Source organism: Clostridium sp. FS41, assembly GCF_000954015.1.
Classification (GTDB): Bacteria; Bacillota; Clostridia; order Lachnospirales; family Lachnospiraceae; genus Enterocloster; species Enterocloster citroniae.
Genome location: NZ_JYHN01000040.1, coordinates 188175 through 205105, shown reverse-complemented (window position 1 = coordinate 205105; position 16931 = coordinate 188175). Strand labels below are relative to the sequence as shown.

General features: G+C 48.6%; 12 protein-coding genes. All 12 read right to left on the bottom strand.

The window, feature by feature from the left end; genetic code table 11:
* Nucleotides 1-228: 228 nt before the first annotated feature.
* A complete protein-coding gene (locus tag CLFS41_RS06510) occupies nucleotides 229-1725 on the bottom strand; it encodes a carboxypeptidase M32 (protein ID WP_007863211.1) in 1497 nt (498 codons plus the stop codon).
* 162 nt (nucleotides 1726-1887) lie between these two features.
* A complete protein-coding gene (locus tag CLFS41_RS06505; RefSeq protein WP_045091805.1) occupies nucleotides 1888-3729 on the bottom strand; it encodes a sensor histidine kinase in 1842 nt (613 codons plus the stop codon).
* A complete protein-coding gene (locus tag CLFS41_RS06500) occupies nucleotides 3677-5338 on the bottom strand; it encodes a response regulator (RefSeq protein WP_045091804.1) in 1662 nt (553 codons plus the stop codon). Before CLFS41_RS06500 ends, CLFS41_RS06505 begins: the two co-directional genes overlap by 53 nt.
* Before the next feature lie 84 nt (nucleotides 5339-5422).
* On the bottom strand, nucleotides 5423-7465 hold the full coding sequence (locus tag CLFS41_RS06495) for a beta-L-arabinofuranosidase domain-containing protein (protein WP_052665637.1): 2043 nt from the start codon (nucleotides 7463-7465) through the stop codon (nucleotides 5423-5425).
* A 9-nt stretch (nucleotides 7466-7474) separates the two neighbouring features.
* Entirely contained in the window at nucleotides 7475-8338 is an 864-nt protein-coding gene (locus tag CLFS41_RS06490) for a carbohydrate ABC transporter permease (protein ID WP_045091803.1), read from the bottom strand.
* A 5-nt stretch (nucleotides 8339-8343) separates the two neighbouring features.
* Nucleotides 8344-9252, bottom strand: a complete 909-nt coding sequence (locus CLFS41_RS06485) for a sugar ABC transporter permease (RefSeq protein WP_045091802.1) — start codon at nucleotides 9250-9252, stop codon at nucleotides 8344-8346.
* A gap of 19 nt (nucleotides 9253-9271) precedes the next feature.
* Nucleotides 9272-10666 (bottom strand): sugar ABC transporter substrate-binding protein, encoded by a 1395-nt coding sequence (locus CLFS41_RS06480; protein ID WP_045091801.1) that lies wholly within the window; start codon nucleotides 10664-10666, stop codon nucleotides 9272-9274.
* 349 nt (nucleotides 10667-11015) lie between these two features.
* Nucleotides 11016-11468 carry an NUDIX domain-containing protein gene (locus tag CLFS41_RS06475; protein ID WP_002567924.1) on the bottom strand — a complete coding sequence of 151 codons (453 nt, stop codon included), beginning with the start codon at nucleotides 11466-11468 and terminating at the stop codon, nucleotides 11016-11018.
* 214 nt (nucleotides 11469-11682) lie between these two features.
* Nucleotides 11683-14001: a molybdopterin cofactor-binding domain-containing protein gene (locus CLFS41_RS06470; RefSeq protein WP_045091800.1), complete on the bottom strand. Its 2319-nt coding sequence runs from the start codon at nucleotides 13999-14001 to the stop codon at nucleotides 11683-11685.
* Nucleotides 14001-14471: a (2Fe-2S)-binding protein gene (locus CLFS41_RS06465; RefSeq protein WP_045091799.1), complete on the bottom strand. Its 471-nt coding sequence runs from the start codon at nucleotides 14469-14471 to the stop codon at nucleotides 14001-14003. The genes CLFS41_RS06470 and CLFS41_RS06465 overlap by 1 nt, the downstream gene beginning before the upstream one ends.
* Nucleotides 14468-15262, bottom strand: a complete 795-nt coding sequence (locus CLFS41_RS06460) for an FAD binding domain-containing protein (RefSeq protein ID WP_045091798.1) — start codon at nucleotides 15260-15262, stop codon at nucleotides 14468-14470. Before CLFS41_RS06460 ends, CLFS41_RS06465 begins: the two co-directional genes overlap by 4 nt.
* A gap of 188 nt (nucleotides 15263-15450) precedes the next feature.
* Entirely contained in the window at nucleotides 15451-16884 is a 1434-nt protein-coding gene (locus CLFS41_RS06455; protein ID WP_045091797.1) for a penicillin-binding transpeptidase domain-containing protein, read from the bottom strand.
* Nucleotides 16885-16931 lie beyond the last annotated feature (47 nt).

Sequence of the window (16931 nt, the reverse complement as noted above, 5' to 3'; positions counted from 1 at the left end):
TCCTTTACCTGTCCCCTTCTCCTTTACTTGCCCCCTATGACCTGAGGGTTTTCCATGAACACATGAAACCATTTTATCAGAAATACGCTGCAACAACAAGAGGCAGGGCGGGAGCATGCGCGGACATGTGCTCCCATCCTGCCTTCTGCATCTTTTTACTGCGGATTTATACTGCGGCTTTTTACTGCAGCTTTATACTGTGGCATTACACTGCGGATCCGCACACGTTCAGTCCAGTGCATAGATCTTTTTATATTTCTCCTTCAGATACCTTACATAATATTCAGGATTAAAATCTTCCCCGGTGATATCCTTTAAGAGCTGGCGGCTGGTCTTCAGCTTTCCGTACTGATGGATGTTCTCCCTCAGGTATTCACGGATAACGTCCACCTTTCCATCTTCCAGCAGGCCCTCAAAATCCATGGTCTTTTTCATATGGTAATACAGCTGCGCCCCAAAGGCGCTGCCCAGGGCATAGGAGGGGAAGTATCCAAAGGATCCCTGGGACCAGTGGATGTCCTGGAGCACTCCCTGGGCCGGATTCTCAGGGCGTATTCCCAGATATTCCTCATATTTGTCCGCCCAGATCTCAGGCAGTTTTTCCACGTCCAGGTTTTCCTCGATGAGCATTTTCTCAATCTCATACCGGATCAGCACATGAAGGCTGTAGCTCAGTTCATCCGCCTCAGTGCGGATCAGGCCGGGCGTTACCTTGTTGATGGCTTCCACAAACCGGTCCAGGTTCACATCCCCCAGCTGCTCCGGGAACATTTCCTGTACCTTCTTATAGATAGGTACCCAGAAGGCCCGGTTGCGTCCAATGATATTCTCAAAGAACCGGGACTGGGATTCATGCATTCCCATACTGGCTCCCTGCCCCGCCGGGGTCAGGGTCAGGTCATCCCGGATTCCCAGTTCGTAGATACCATGGCCTGCTTCGTGTATGACGGAAAAAAGGGAGCTGTCCATGCAGTCCGTATAATGTGTGGTGATCCGCACATCCTTATTGTGAAGATTGGTGGTAAAAGGATGGGCGCTGACCGCCATGACGCCCCGGTCAAAGTCAAAGCCCACATACGCTGCCAGGAAACGTCCCAGCTTTTCCTGCTTCTCCTCAGAATAATCACCTGTTAAAAAGCTGTCGTCAATCTGTTTTCCATCATCCACCACCTGCTTTAGGAAGGGAACCAGTTCTTTTTTCATCAGACTGAAAAATTCGTCCAGATTCTCCATGGAGAAGCCCTTTTCATAATCATCCAGCATGACATCGTACAGCTTTTTCCCGTTCTTTTTGCGGTAGCCTGCAAATTTCTTCTGATAATCGATCACCTTTTTAAGTGTGGGGGCAAATGCATCAAAGTCCTGTTCCTGTTTTGCCTTTGCCCACACGCTGGTGGCCCTGGCCGTCAGCCGGGCAAAGTCCTGGTATTCGTCCTGGGGGATACATTCGATCTGCTCCAGCTCCTGGGAAAGTTCCCGCACATTGGCTGCCTCCGCCTGTGAAAGCCCGCCTTCCTCGCCGCACTGCTTCAGCAGTTTTCTCATCTCGTCACAGGTGACTGCCTGGAAATATTCCCCGGACAGCACACCGATCACATGGGACGTCAGTTCTCCGGCCTCCTTGGGCGCCAGCGTCTCATTGTCCCACTCAAATAAGGTCATGGCAGTCTTGATGGCCATGGCCTTGTCCATGTATGTTTTTAACTTGTCGTATGATTTTGCCATTGTAATGCTCCTTTCCGCTTCCTGTCCGCTCCTGTACTGCAAAAGGACACTCACAGAGAGTGTCCCCGGCAGACCGCGTATTTATGCATAGATGCAGGGTTGATAGTATATACGCTACCATATATTTCCATGGGTTGCAATGCATTTTCAGGAAATTCTTTTTCAGCCCTGGAAAACGGGCTCAATGGCTGTATCCGGCAATATGATACAGATTCTGGTGCCGCCATCCGGTGCCAGTTCCGCATATAAGGCGGCTTCATCCCCATACAGATATTTGACGCGTTCTCTTGTCATATTAAGTCCAACCGATCCCTCTTTTCCTTCATTGATCCGCTTTATTTGATCCATATCCATACCGCTTCCATTGTCCTCTACCGAAAAGTACCTGTTACATCCCCTTTTGCAACAGACTATTTTAATATACCGGTCTTCCTGTTCATGGATAAAAGCGTGTTTGAATACATTCTCCACAATGGGCTGGAGCATGAATTTAGGAACTTTTGTCTTGCACAGCTGCGGATCCACATCAATCTTTAATTGGTAGATTCCGTCATATCTGCGGTTTATGACATCAATATAATGCAGGGTATATTCCAGATCCGTCTGCAATTCCTCTGTCACATTATCCGAATCCAGTATATATCTCATCATGAATATTACATCATCCACCAGTTCGCTGCATTCCAGCTCATCCTCCCGGATTAATTCCAGATTCAGCAGATTCAATACATTATAGATAAAATGTGGATTTAACTGGAGATTCAGTTCTTTTAATTTGGACTCCTGGTAAAGACGTATGGTTTCATAATTCTGCATGGTCAGCTTCTGAACATTATCATTCATCCGATTATAAGTGTGGATCAAGTTCCGAAACTCCGCACTCCCCTTTTCCCTGATCCGGTGATCTGGATTATCCTCAACCAAAGCCACCTGATCGGTCAGATCCATAACCGGATGTACAACAAGACGGCGGATAGCCAGCGAAAATGCTGCAGTGCTGATTATGATCATGGTAAAAATCATAAAGCTGCTTTTTCTCAGTTGTGACAAATATAGTCCATGAAACTCTTGTTGATCAATTGCAAACACGGATGTCCATCCCGTAACCGTGGATTTGCTATATGATATCATCCATTTTTTCCCACCCATCTCAACCATCCCGCTTCCGCTTTTTTCTTCACATATCTGAGATGGCCAGTCTGCATGGATCACGGTTCCAATCCTGTTCTTATCCGTATGAGATATGATGCAGCCGTTTGGATCAATAATAAAATATTCGATGTTTTGATACTCTGGGATCGTGAGAAAAACATCATCCCAAAATCCATCTGTAAAATTGATTGTCAATATCTGGTATCCCTTTGAAGTTGGAGTTTTCTCATTCCTTAGATTTTTAACCATGGAAAACATATAATAATAATCAATATTAGTAAACTGTTCTAATTCAGGCTGGCCATACATTTCATAGAACTTATAAGTCGGAACCCATGACAGCCGTTTCCTGCTCTCTTTTCCGATTTTATACAGTTCCGATTTTTCAAAGCTCGCATAAGGAATATAATTCTGGTTCAGTGAAATCCCGAAATTATACCGCTCCGTCATAATGTTGACCGAATAAATGTCCGGAGATGAAAGGAAATACCGGTCGGCAACCTTTTTGAGTTCTCCGTCCAGGAAATACAGCCTTCCCTGATCATCGGTATTTTCTGATTCTGCCAGCAGTCTCCGGGTATCCTCATCTGCCAGAAAACCAAATACATATTCCTTTGCAAGTTGTAGTTTAGAATCTGCTATCTGATTGGATTTTTGTACCAGGTTTCTGATATCCGCCGTTACCACTTCATATAAAATTTTCTGGCTCTCTATGTAGCAGAATATGGTGATGGAGGGAACAAGCACCATCAGCATCCCTATATAGAAGAGATGAAATTGAAACTGCAGGCTTGCATTTTCAAGCCTGTGTTTCCATCCAATCAAGTTCTGAATCATTTTTCTCACAATCATTGGTAACCATCCTGTATTTTTGTGGGGTAAGCCCGATCTCTTTTTTAAATGATTTGATAAAGCTAATGTAATCACTGTATCCGGCTTTTATTGCGATTTCGTATACCTTCATGCCAGTATCCCTCAGCATTTCACAAGCCTTTTTCATCCGTACGCGTGTCAGATACTCTTTAAAACCAATTCCCATAAAAGCTTTAAACATGCTGCTGACATAAGATGGGCTTAAGTGTATATAATCGGAAAGACTGACCAGCGACACCGGTTCCGAATAATGCTCATTAATATAATGTCTGCACCGTTTCATATTTTCAGCCATATCCGATGCACTGTCATTTTTCACAACACTAAACAACTGTTCAATCGCATTCTTCAGGTTGCCGCATAAACCAGCACAATCTTCCTCATACATGAGATTCTGTTCTATCTTTTGCAGAATGTCTGCTCCGCTCTCTGTGGAATAAAACTCACTTACATAGCTTGCCCCGCTCCGAAACAAATAGATAAACTGCCTGACCAGTAAGTCCAACTCCACATCGGCACTATGTCTGCACAAATCATTGAATCCCTTCTGTACCGCTTCCTTTAACTGCTGTTCTCCCATTGCGCGCCACCCGGAAACTTCCGTCACGCCTGCCTCAAAAAAACGCATAGGGCTGCCCGTTTCATTTTCCTCCAAACTCTCCTTATATTGCTGGCACCGGCCGTGGTTCATTACATATCCATACCTCAGAGCTTTTAATGCCTGCCTGTAGCAAATGCCTATCTGACCGGTGAGGTTATAGGATAAACTGCTGATACCTGCCGCAAATGCAATCCCCATTTCCTTTTCCACCTGCCCCATTACATGCTTTAGAAGGCCCTGAGCCTGTTCACGGCTGTCCTCATTCACGTCACCTGCAACAACAAGGATCTCCAGGCTGTTCCAGTCTCCTATTCCGGTGAGGATCTTTCCGCACACCTGGAGATGTCCGTATATCATCTGCTGGATCTTTGGCACAATGGAATATTGCAGATAACCAGAAGAGTACAACTCCCTGATCCTCTTTCGCTGTGTCAGCCTGATCACAACTGCAAAGCCCATATTACACGGGAACAAACTGCATATTTTCTTCCGTTCCTCTTCTTTCAGATTCTGTTCGATCCATCTTGAAAGGAGTCTGTTGATCTCTGACGGTGTCAAAGACCCCAGTATGGGAAGTGCTGTTTCACGTTCCTGCGCCTGCTGCCTTCTCTGTTCTACCCGGCCTATGTGCTTCTTTATCTGCTGGCTCAGCCTGTCTATCTCCTTTCGTGAAACGGGCTTTAACAAATACTCATCCACGCCCTTTCGGATTGCGGTCTGTGCAAATTCAAAATCATTGTACGCAGATATGATGACAACCATCATGTCATCATCCCGTATAATATGTGAGAGAAGCTGGAACCCGGTCATTCCCGGCATTTTGATGTCCAGCAAAAGGACCTCCACCTCATGTTCCAAGAGATATTCCATAGCTTCCGTGGAATCGCCAAAGGTTTCAATCTCGTACTCCGGACAAAAGCGCCTGAGTATATCCCCCAAAAGCCTCAGCTGACTGTATTCATCATCCACAACAACGATCCTGGCCATTCTACCATCTCCTTTTACGCTATTATAAAACGCACTTAAGGATGCCGGCAGAAACAAAACTGCCAGCACCCTTTGTTGCTTCTATTACGCCTGCATCCATATGAGCATTTCTCCAAGGCCGCGATTTCCCCAAAGATGGTACGGCACTGCCGTAACCTCTGCTGCTTTTCGTTTCGCTGCCCGGTTGTCACGATATAAGGGACTTCCCCAGTCTTCCATATCTGATACGTATCCCTTTAACTTTAGAACAGTAATTCCCCCGAACAGGTTGCTCTGCTCTGCTCTCGCAGGCACAGTGGCATCCACCTTAAAATCATGAAGGTTCTTAAAATTATCAGCTTCCTCCAGGCAATATACAATGGGTCCCCGCATAACAGCTGCCTTTCCGCAATTCTGTCTTACTCGCGGATTCGTCCAACAAAAACGCGGTTCCATAGAAAGAGACAACCGTACACAATCACCTGAATTCCAACTGCGCCTGATTGTAGCGTACCCCTTTGAACAGCTGATCGGTTCCAGCTTTCCATTAACTGTAACTTCCCACTCATCACACCATGCCGGTATCCTCAAATTCAAGCCGAACACAGTATCGGCCGGACAATCTACAGCAATACATATGTTCCCCTCCCATGGATATAAGGTTTCCTGGGTAATACGCACCTCACCTGTACCTGTGGGGATACTTGCACTGCTGTTGTTATATAAATGAACATAAATATTGGTATCATCAGATGAATACATATATCCACCCAGCATTGACAGGGTTCTGGATATATTGGCAGGACAGCAGGAAATTGTAAACCATTTGTTCCTGGACGGACTTATCCTGTCATCTGTCTGGAGAACAGAACTTCCTTCTTCAAACAGCTTGGGGTACATCTCCATGTAATTGGCATAGAAGAATGCATCTCCCTCATACGAAATACCGCTTAATATGCCGTTATATAATGTCCGTTCCATCATATCCGCATATTTTCCATCCATCTCCAGGTGCAGCATTCTGTGAGCCCACATTAACAGTCCAATGGATGCGCACGTTTCACTGTAATTCCTTTCATTGGGCAGGTCATAGGAAAAGGAAAAGCGTTCACACTCCTGCGACTGTCCAATTCCGCCCGTTATATATACCTGTGAAGAAATCAAAGCATCCCACAATCTCACCAGTGGTTCGCGAAGCGAGCTGTCTTCTCCGGCCAGGTCCGCCATGGCACAATACAGATACATTGCCCGGACCGCATGTCCTGCCGGTTCCTTCAACTCCCTTACAGGAGCATTGGCGCTAAACTGAGCAAATGCTCCTTTTGACGGCAGATAGTATTTATATACCCGTTCCTGATTTCTTTTGGGTATTACCATTGGGTCCAGCTCATCCTGTTTCTTATTCCCCCATTGGTTAACAAAAAAACTCCCAATGTCGTATGCGGGTTCTACCCTTTCGTTTAGGTCGATTCCCTGACGCCTGGCCTCATCCTCAAAGAAATAGGGCTGCGTCCCTCTCTGATTTACCAGGTATTCCGCCAACTCCAAATGCTTTTTATTGCCCGTTATATGATAGAGCCTGATTAAGGCCAGCTCCAATTCAGGATGGCCGTCATATCCGTGGATCTTTCCCTCGTCCGCCCCAATCCGACTGTCAATATAATCAATGTATCTGCACATGATATCTAACAGTGTTCTCTTACCTGTTGCCAGATAATAGGCTACTGCCGCCTCGGTCAGGTGTCCGGCGCAGTACAGCTCGTGCATCATCATCAGATCCGTGAATTCTTTCTCCGGGCAAAACATAGTAAAGTAGGAATTAAGATACCCGTCCGGACGCTGCACACTGCCTAACAATTCGATTATTTCATCCATCTGCTGCTCCAGAACAGGATCATGTTCCACAGCCAGGGAGTACGCGGCGGCTTCTATCAATTTTCCATGGTCGGAATCCCAGAAATGGTGGGGGGTCTGTTTCTGTGTTGGAGACCACTGCTGTTTCAGCAATTCAAAACGGCCGGTGCTTGTATACTTTTCATAGAGATAGGGAATTGTCACATCTCTATTAACCCGTTGATGATCTCCCCAAAAACCACCTTCCACCCGGACACATTTCCACAAAACCGGCTCTATCTTTTTGTTCATCATACTAATCCATCATCCTTTCAATCCCGTTGTGGCAATTCCTTCCACAAAATACTTCTGCCCCACAAGAAATACCAATACCACTGGTATAATTGCCGCACACGCTGCAGCCATCATTAAATGCCATTCTGCGTTGAAATATCCAATAAAGGTACGCAGACCAAGCTGGATCGTGTACTTTTTATCGGAATTCAAATAAATCAATGGATTAATCAGGTCATTCCATGAATTGAGAAACGTAAACAATCCCACGCAGGTCAGCGATGGTTTTGACAACGGAAGAATGATCTGTGTAAAAACAGCCCAGTGCCCTGCTCCGTCCACAAATGCCGCCTCGTCCAGTTCCTTAGGTATGGTTCTTATAAACTGGCGCAGAAGAAATATATTAAACATTCCCCCGCCATATACACTGGCAATTCCCATACAAAACCATGTGGGTACGATCATGGGTATAAATGTATTAATGAATCCCAACTTTTTCCACATAATAAAGTTAGGTATCAAGGTAGTGAAATATGGGAGTATCATAGTAGACATCAATATGGTGAATACCGTGTCCCTATAGTTCCACTTAATCCTGCTTAAGCCGTATGCACTCAATGAACAGCTTACCAAAATGCCCATAACACTGAAACAAACGATCAAAACTGTGTTCAGAAAATACCGTACAAACGGCAATGCTGTAAGGGCATCCCTGTAATTTTCAAACCGCCACTTGGTGGGTATCCACACCGGCGGATTCCTGAACATATCCTCAATTCCCATAAATGAACTGCGTACAAGCCAGTAAAGAGGCATGATCCATATGGACGCCAACAGGATCACCAATAGATAAAAGGCTATTTTTTTTATTACTTTCATGTATCTGCGCGCCATACACGTCACTCCTCATCTGAATAAAACACCCAGTATTTTGATGTTTTAAATACAATCCCGGTAATGATAGCAATCACCACAAATAAGATCCATCCCAATGCGGATGCATACCCCATATTGGAAAACTCAAATGCCTGTCTGTACATATAATATGTATAAAATAGAGTGGCATTGTTTGGCCCTCCTGCGGTTATAACAGCCGCGGGCATAAATCCCTGCAAGCTTGCAATAAGGAACATCAGACCGTTAAAAAATACAATGGGAGTCATCATCGGAATGGTCACATACATAAATTTATGCAGGGAATTTCCGCCGTCCACCTCCACTGCTTCATAGAGTTGCCTGGGCACTCCCTGTAAACCGGCCAGGAAGACCACCATCACATTTCCCGCAGTCCACGAAGTGATCAGCAGCAGAGAACGCAGTACCGTGCTCTCACTGTAAATCCACTTACTTCCCGTAAATCCAAGCCCTTTCAAAATGATATTGAATAGTCCAAAATCAGGGCTCATCATCCACATAAACACCATGGCCGTGGCGACATAGGGAATTATGGTGGGTATATAAAATACCGCCCGAAAAAATGGGCGAAACCTCATCGACCTGTGGTCCAGCAGCATTGCTATGGCAAATCCTGTTGTCATACAGACGATTACGTTCATTACAGCAAAACGAAGAGTGACGGACAATGCCTGGTAAAAGAATGTATCCTGTCCTGAAAACATGCGTTTAAAGTTCTCCAGCCCCACAAAATGCGGGGAACTGGAGGTCGTATATTCTGTAAAACCCAACACAAGACTGGCGAGCATGGGGCCAAGCGCAAAGCAGATAAAACCAAGGATGGCCGGAAGCGAGAACAGGATACCTATCATATTTTCTTTACGCCTTTTGTGCTTCACATATTTGCTTTCCATGGCTCTCCTCCTCAAACCGCTATTTATCGTATCTTCCCTTCAAAAGCTTCTCCACATCCGGCGCGATCCGGTCCAGCGCTTCCTGGACGCTTTCATTTCCCAGGAATGCACTTTCCAGAGCAGGCGTTACCAGTGCATTGATTTCCGTATAATTTTTCACGTACCCGGAAGGATTTGCAGCCACATATCCGTCCAGGACCACCTCCACATGGCTTCCCATATATCCGGAAGGATGAGCCGGAGCCACAGTAGCCCATGTATCAAGCAGATCCTTTTCCTGATAGTAATCAGTCAAAAGAGGCATCCACAGTCCGGACGCGTAAAGGTCTATATTATTACCTGGGTCCATGAGCCATTTCCAGAGTTTAAAGGTTTCCTCAGGATGCTGGGTCGATTTAAAGATTCCCGCCGTACCCTGAGCCGGGCAGGTAGCATAAACCCCTTCTTTAAAGACCGGCAGCACACCTACATCAAACTCCGTATCCCCCAGTCCCAGATCCAGCGCTACCCACGCGCCGGCCCAGATCATTGCCGCCTTATCGGTCTGAAGCGCTACAGCCAGAGACGGAAGTGCCTTTAATTCCGATGGGTTCGGAGCAACATGGTACACATTAACAAGATCGGAAATAGTCTGGAGCGCCTCTACGGACTGTGGTTGATTTAACGTCCATTTCATCCCATCCTCACTGACATAACTTCCTTCATTGGAATACACGGCACCCATATACTGCTGTACACCGAAATCAAACATAAGGCCGTACTGGACAATATTGGTTGGATCGAAATCCGGATCAGCAGCATTTCTCCCCTGGGAATCTAATGTAAGTTTCTGCGCCAGTGCAATAAACTCATCCATTGTCAGGGCATCTTCCACCGAAGACGGCAGTCCTTCCACACCTGCATTTTCAAATATCTTCTTGTTATAAAACATGGCGAATAATTCGGTTGCCGTATTTAAACCATACGCCGCATCCGGAGAATAATACCGGTAAGCAAAATCCAGATAATCCTTTCTGTCGATATCCGGGTCCTGATCGATCAAATCCAAAATATTATACAGCTTGCCTGATTCTGCCAGGGGCATTGCAAAATAATCCCTCAGATTAGCCAGATCCGGCTCTTCCCCGCCCGCTATCATTGCACTTAATTTTGCCTCATAATCCGCCGGAATATGGATGATCTCCACTTCAATGTTGGGATTCTGTGCAGTAAATGCCTCACAGGATTTTGTAATGGCGTCCTTTTCATTCGTGCTGCCCCAAAAGGAATAACGCAGTTTAATCTTCTCCTCCTGCTTGTTTTCCTGTGTTTTTCCTGTTGTTCCGTTTTCTGTGCCACTAGTGGTGCTTTGGCATCCCGGAAGCGTAAACATGCAGGCAAGACTCAGGACCATACATAATAATTTCTTCTTCATAAGACCCCTCCTAACATAATTTTTTTATGCCTGTTCCCAATACTTTGTACTTCAATCATACCGTATTTGGAGCCTTGTTTTATAGAGGCATTTTATTCAAAAACTATACTTTCTTTGAAACTTTTGTTCATCTGCATCCAGTATACCATTCTCCGGGATACCATACCATCCGTGTACTCTCCAACCGAAATCATAGGGCACTCCATGTTCAGAGAAAGGGTGTCTGATCATATGTACAAGAGACCGGATTTTGGACCGATATCAATGCGGAAGATGTGCCAGAGAAAATACACTGCATCAAAAGGCGCCCCGGTCATCCCGGCGCGCCCTTATATGCGTTACTATTTACTTAAAAATACTTCTTGCTTCCCCAAAGATTACTCTTCTTTAAATCCAGATACTCATTATAAGCCTTTTCCAGTATCTGCTTCTCATTAGAAAACTTCAGCAGATGGTATGCCTCATAAAATTTATAATATCCTGAATCCAGAAAGTATTCTTCCCGCTGTGGTTTGCTGTAATAGCTGTCGGCCATCATCAGATACCAGTGTACGTCCTTTTCCACCACATCCTGCGGGGTATTAAAGGAGTATTGGCTCTTGCCGATATACTTGATAATGGATGCACTGACACCGGTCTCCTCTTTCACTTCCCGGAGCGCCGTTTCCTTATATTCTTCGCCAGCTTCTACTGTTCCCTTAGGCAAAACCCATCCTTCATATTTATTCTTATAATTTTTGTAAAGGACGAGAATCTTCCCTCGAAATATAACCACACCGCCGCAGCTCGTTGCTTCAATCATTGCAATCCCTCCTGGTGTTGGTGTGAACCTGGTTGTAATACAGCCCTGATCATTCACAGGGCCGTGCTAACCATAACTGGTCTTAGTATACAACTTTTGAAAGGGATATGCAAGGTTTATCTGTGTTTTGAATTGGGAGGTAATTGGGAATTATACTTGGAGATTTTACATTTTTATTTATTTTTCCCCTTGTTGCCCCATCTGCTTCTTTCCGTTAATCCAGCCCATTCATACCATTAAACACCTTTTCCGCCGTAATGGGCAGCTCCCTGATCCGAACCCCCACTGCGTTGTACACTGCATTGGCAATGGCAGGTGAAGGCGTGTTGATCACGATCTCACCAATGGATTTGGCTCCGTAAGGCCCTGTGGGCTCGTAGCTGCACTCAAACTCCACCTGTACGTTTCCAACATCCTGGCGGCTGGGAACCTTGTACTGCATAAATGAGTTTTCATGCACTCTGCCTGTTTCAGAGTAAGTCACATCCTCATACAGGGCCATACCGATTCCCTGGGCCAAACCGCCCTCGGTCTGTACCCTTGCCAGGTTGATGTTCAGAGGAGTGCCGCAGTCCACGGCTGCCACAAAACGGATCAGCTTCACATCCCCTGTCTCCGTATCCACTTCCACCTCTGCGGCTCCTGCCATAAAAGGCGGCGGGGACACAGGTGAGGAATGGGACTCCGTGACCTGAAGGGCGTCCTCATTGCTGCACATAACTCGGTTTCCTATGTCTTTGATGGTCATCTCTTTCCTGGTCCCGTCCTCCTCGCAGGAAAGCTTGTATACGCGTTTGCCGTCAAACTCCAGCTCGTCCTCCCTGCACTCCAGGTACCTGGCTGCCTTGTGCAGGATCTTCTTTTTCAGGGCTTCGCAGGTTTTTACCACTGCCATACCGGTAAGGTATGCCGTACTGGAAGCATAGGAACCTGAATCATAGGGTGAGATGTCGGTGTCGGTTCCGTAGACCACAATGTCCTCCAGTTCACAGCCCAGACTTTCCGCAGCCACCTGAGCCAGGGTGGTGTCACATCCCGTGCCCATGTCCGCGGCTCCGATCATCAGGCTGTAGAAACCATCGTCATTGACCTTCACACACACGCTGGCCACATCCACGCCGGAGATGGCAGAGCCCTGCATGGCCATGGCAAGTCCCACGCCGCGCACCTTTGTACCGCTCACTGCCCTTCTGGGGTATTTCTCATCCCAGCCTATCATTTCCTTGACCTTTGCAACGCAGCGGTCCAATGCACAGCTGTTGGCCGGCTCACCGTAGTAAGCAGGCATAATGTCCCCTTCCTTTACCATGTTCAGCTCCCGCATGGCCACAGGGTCCATGCCCATCTGGGCCGCCAGCTCACTGACAGCTGACTCCACAGCAAAGATCCCCTGGGTGGCCCCGTATCCCCGGTATGCGCCTGCGGACATACGGTTGGTGTAAACCACGTCATAGGCAAACCGGAATGCCTTGGGTGTGCGGTACAGCGGAATGGACTTATGGCCCGACAGTCCCACTGTGGTCGGTCCGTGCTCACCATAGGCGCCTGTGTTGGACAGAGTGTACACATCCATTGCCTGCAGGACTCCTCTGTCATCGCAGCCCAGCTTTACCCGCACTTCCATCTCATGGCGGGGTGAGGATGCGATTTGGGACTCATAGCGGCTGTATATGATCTTAGCGGGCTTGCCCGTCTTCATTGTGACAATGGCGGGATAAACCTCTGCCACCACGGTCTGTTTGGCGCCGAAGCCGCCGCCGATCCGAGGCTTGATCACCCGGATCCTGGATTTGGGAACGTCCAGGGCATGGGCAAGGATACGCCTTGTATGGAAGGGCACCTGGGTGGATGCCACGATATTCAGGCGCCCGTACACATCCATGTAAGTGTATGCCCGGAATGTCTCCATCATGGCCTGCTGGTTTGCCTTTGTATGATACACGCGCTCAATGACATGGGTACACCCTGCAAACGCTTCCTCCAGGTCTCCATGGGTCTCCTTTCCCGAGGCGCACAGGTTCCTCCTGTTGTCGGCGCCCACATCGCAATGGCTCTCCCAGCTGTCCTCAGGGTGCACCAGGATGTCCCCATCCTTGGAGTCATGCATGTCCAGCACCGGCTCCAGCACTTGGTACTTCACACGGATCAGGCGCATGGCATGGTCCACGGCCGCCTCAGTTTCACCGGCCACAACAGCCACCGCATCCCCCACAAAGCGCAGGCGCTCATCCAGGATCAGCCTGTCGTAAGGGCTGGGCTCCGGATAGGTCTGCCCTGCCATGGTAAAGCGTTTCCGGGGCACGTCCTTATGTGTGATGATACACTCAATGCCCGGGATCTTAGCCGCTACCGCGCAGTCGATCTCAGTGATCAGCGCATGGGCATAGGGGCTTCTGAGCACCTTTACCACCAGGCAGTCCTTCAGCGCCAGGTCATCTGTAAACACAGGCTTTCCTGTCACAAGCGCCTTGGCATCTTTTTTAATCACCGGCGCGCCTACGATACGGAAATTCCTCATCTGTAAATTCTCCATCAGACATTACCTCCCACGCCATTTTTCCTGTCCAGATATTGTTTCACCGCCCGCAGCTGGGACATGTATCCGCTGCAGCGGCACAGGTTGCCTGACAGATATTCCCGGACCTCATCCTCATCCGGATGGTCCAGCTCCTTTTCCATGGCCAGCACATTCATGATAAACCCGGGGCTGCAGAATCCGCACTGCTCCCCGCCCTCAGCTGCCAGGAACATGCCGAACTCCTCCGCCTCCTTCTGAAGGCCCTCCAGTGTGGTCACATGGCGTCCGTCCACGCGCACTGCCAGGGTGGAACAGGAGAGCACCGGCTTTCCGTCCAGCCATACCGTACACAATCCGCAGTTAGCTGTCTCACAGCCCCGTTTCACGCTGTAACACCCCAGTTCCCTTACCAGGTCCAAAAGAATTACATCCGGCTCCACATCCGCCTGCACATTTTTTCCGTTTAACCGAAACTGTATATTCATCCTATGGTCACACTCCTTCCTGTGAGACGTTCCATCAGGCGGCGGATATAGACAGATGCCAGCTGACGGCGGTACCGGCTGCTTCCCCTGGTATTAGTGCCATAGGTAAATGAATCAGCCGCCTCACGGGCCAGCTGGGCCAGGCTGTCATAACCGTCATCCGTGATGGTTACCACCTGGGCCTTGGACGGTCTGGCCCCCACAGCCACATACCAATTGCTGCCCCTGCGGGATACACAGCAGGCCAGAAGCGGAAAATCCGTACTGCTGTTCCTCTGTGTGGTATAGGCCGCCTTGCGCCCGTCCTTTTTTATGATCACGCGCACCAGGATATCCTTGTCATCCCTGCGCACCGGTCTTTTTGCAAACTCGGACAACGGCATGATCCCTCCGTGGTAAAGCTCCACATAGGTGTCCAGAGCCATCATGCATGTAAGAATGTCTGAAAAACCGAAGCGGCTGTAGATACTTCCTCCCATAGTTGCACAGTTGCGCATCTGCACTCCCACAATGTGACGGGTACATTCCCTGAATATGCCGCCAAAATACTGGTTCAGGCCCTGGTGTGTCTCTATCTGGCGCAGGGTGCTCATACATCCGATCCTGAATTCCTCCCCTGTCTCCTCTATCTGATCCAATCCCAGACCTGACAGGTCCACGATCGTACGCTTTGTCACATTGGTCATCTTCAGCCAGACCATTCCGCCCACTACCAGGCTGCTGCGTTTCTGGCACAGCTCATAAGCTTCTGCCAGGCTGTCCACTTTTACATAATCTTCCACTCGAAACACGCGCGTTCTCCTTTCTTGTCATAGACACTTAGCAAGGTAATCGTGCAACACTTCCCTTTCCCTGGACCGGGTTTGAAAAAGCTCCGGTATATAAGGAGATAAAAGGGCAAAACAAACAGGGAGATTATAACATGAAATCTCCCTGTTTTCTACAAATATCGTTATTCTTTTACAAGATAAGACCGGTTTCACCGGCTCATATAAATATCAAACAATTGCCGCGCAATGGGCGCCGCCGCCCTTCCTCCGCTGCCGCCTTCCTCCACCAGCACGGTAACCACCAGCCTGGGTGACTCGGCCGGGGCAAATCCCGTAAACCAGGCATGTGTCTCCTTCCCGGTCTCAAACTCCGCCGAACCGGTCTTGGCCGCCACCGTATAGGCGTCCGTGCGCACACCGGAACCTGTCCCCTCTGTCACAACCGCCCGCATCAGCTCCGTAAGTCCGGCCGCCTCCCCGGCTGTCATCAGGCTTCCATAGGCGGAGGGCATAAACCTCTTTATCTCCTCGCCCCCGGCCGACTCAACCGAACTCAGGAAATAGGGCTTCATCAGGGTCCCGCCATTGGCAATGGCTGCTGTTATCATGGCGTTGTGAAGAGGCGTGATCTGGGTGGTTCCCTGCCCGATGGATGTCTGGAGTATTTCCCATGTATCGGCCCCCGGCCCCATTTGGAAGGAGCTCTGTTTATAGGGCATCCCTGCCACAGGAAGGGGCGAATCAAACAGCAGGCTTTTTGCTGTTTCCCTGAATTTTCCCAGGTTCAGGTCCAGCCCCAGGCTGGAAAATGCACCGTTGCAGGAATTTGCAAATGCCAGGGTGAAATCCTGATGGCCGTGGGCCGTGCTGTGGTAGCATTTAATCCTGTAATCCCCATTCTCGTACACGCCCCTGCAGTCAAACTGATAGTCCCTGTAATTGTCCGGATGCTCCCTCATATATTCCAGGGCGGTCACGATCTTAAAGGTGGAGCCGGGCGGGTACAGCCCCTGGGCCGCGCGGTTTAACAGCTGGCCCTCCCCATTCTCCCCTGATGTCAGAACATCCCAGTCCTGAAGCAGCGTATTGGGGTCATAGCCCGGTTTTGAAACCATGGCCAGGACCTTGCCCGTATCCGGCTCCATGGCGATCACAACGCCTTTCCGGTCCCCCAGGGCAGCGTAAGCTGCCTGCTGTAGCTGGGCATCCAGAGTGGTATAAACATTATCTCCCAGGTTCTTGTGGCCTGCCAGTTCATTGGCCACCTGTTCCACCAGGTTCACATGGGATGTGAGCAGGTAAAAGTTAGCCATGGCCTCAATGCCGGTTTTTCCCTTGGTGGAATAGCCCACCACATGGTCAAAGACACTGCCGAAATCGTAGACCCGTGTCTCATTCCCCTCCCCATCCACCTGGGTCTGAGCCAGAACAGTGCCGTCCGCTGCCAGGATCTTCCCCCTGACGATCCGGTCCGAAAAACTGTCCAGGCGGGCATTGTACGAGTTATTGATCACATCCTCGCTCCTGACCTGGAGAAAATACCCCAGATACACGGCCAGTCCCAGGAACACGGCCACCATGAGATAAGTGACCCCCAGAATGTTTTTATTAGCCCTTGGATTGGGATTTGCTTTTTTTGCCATGGTTCCATCTCCTTCCTTTGAGCATATCCGAATACCGGCCTGCCGCC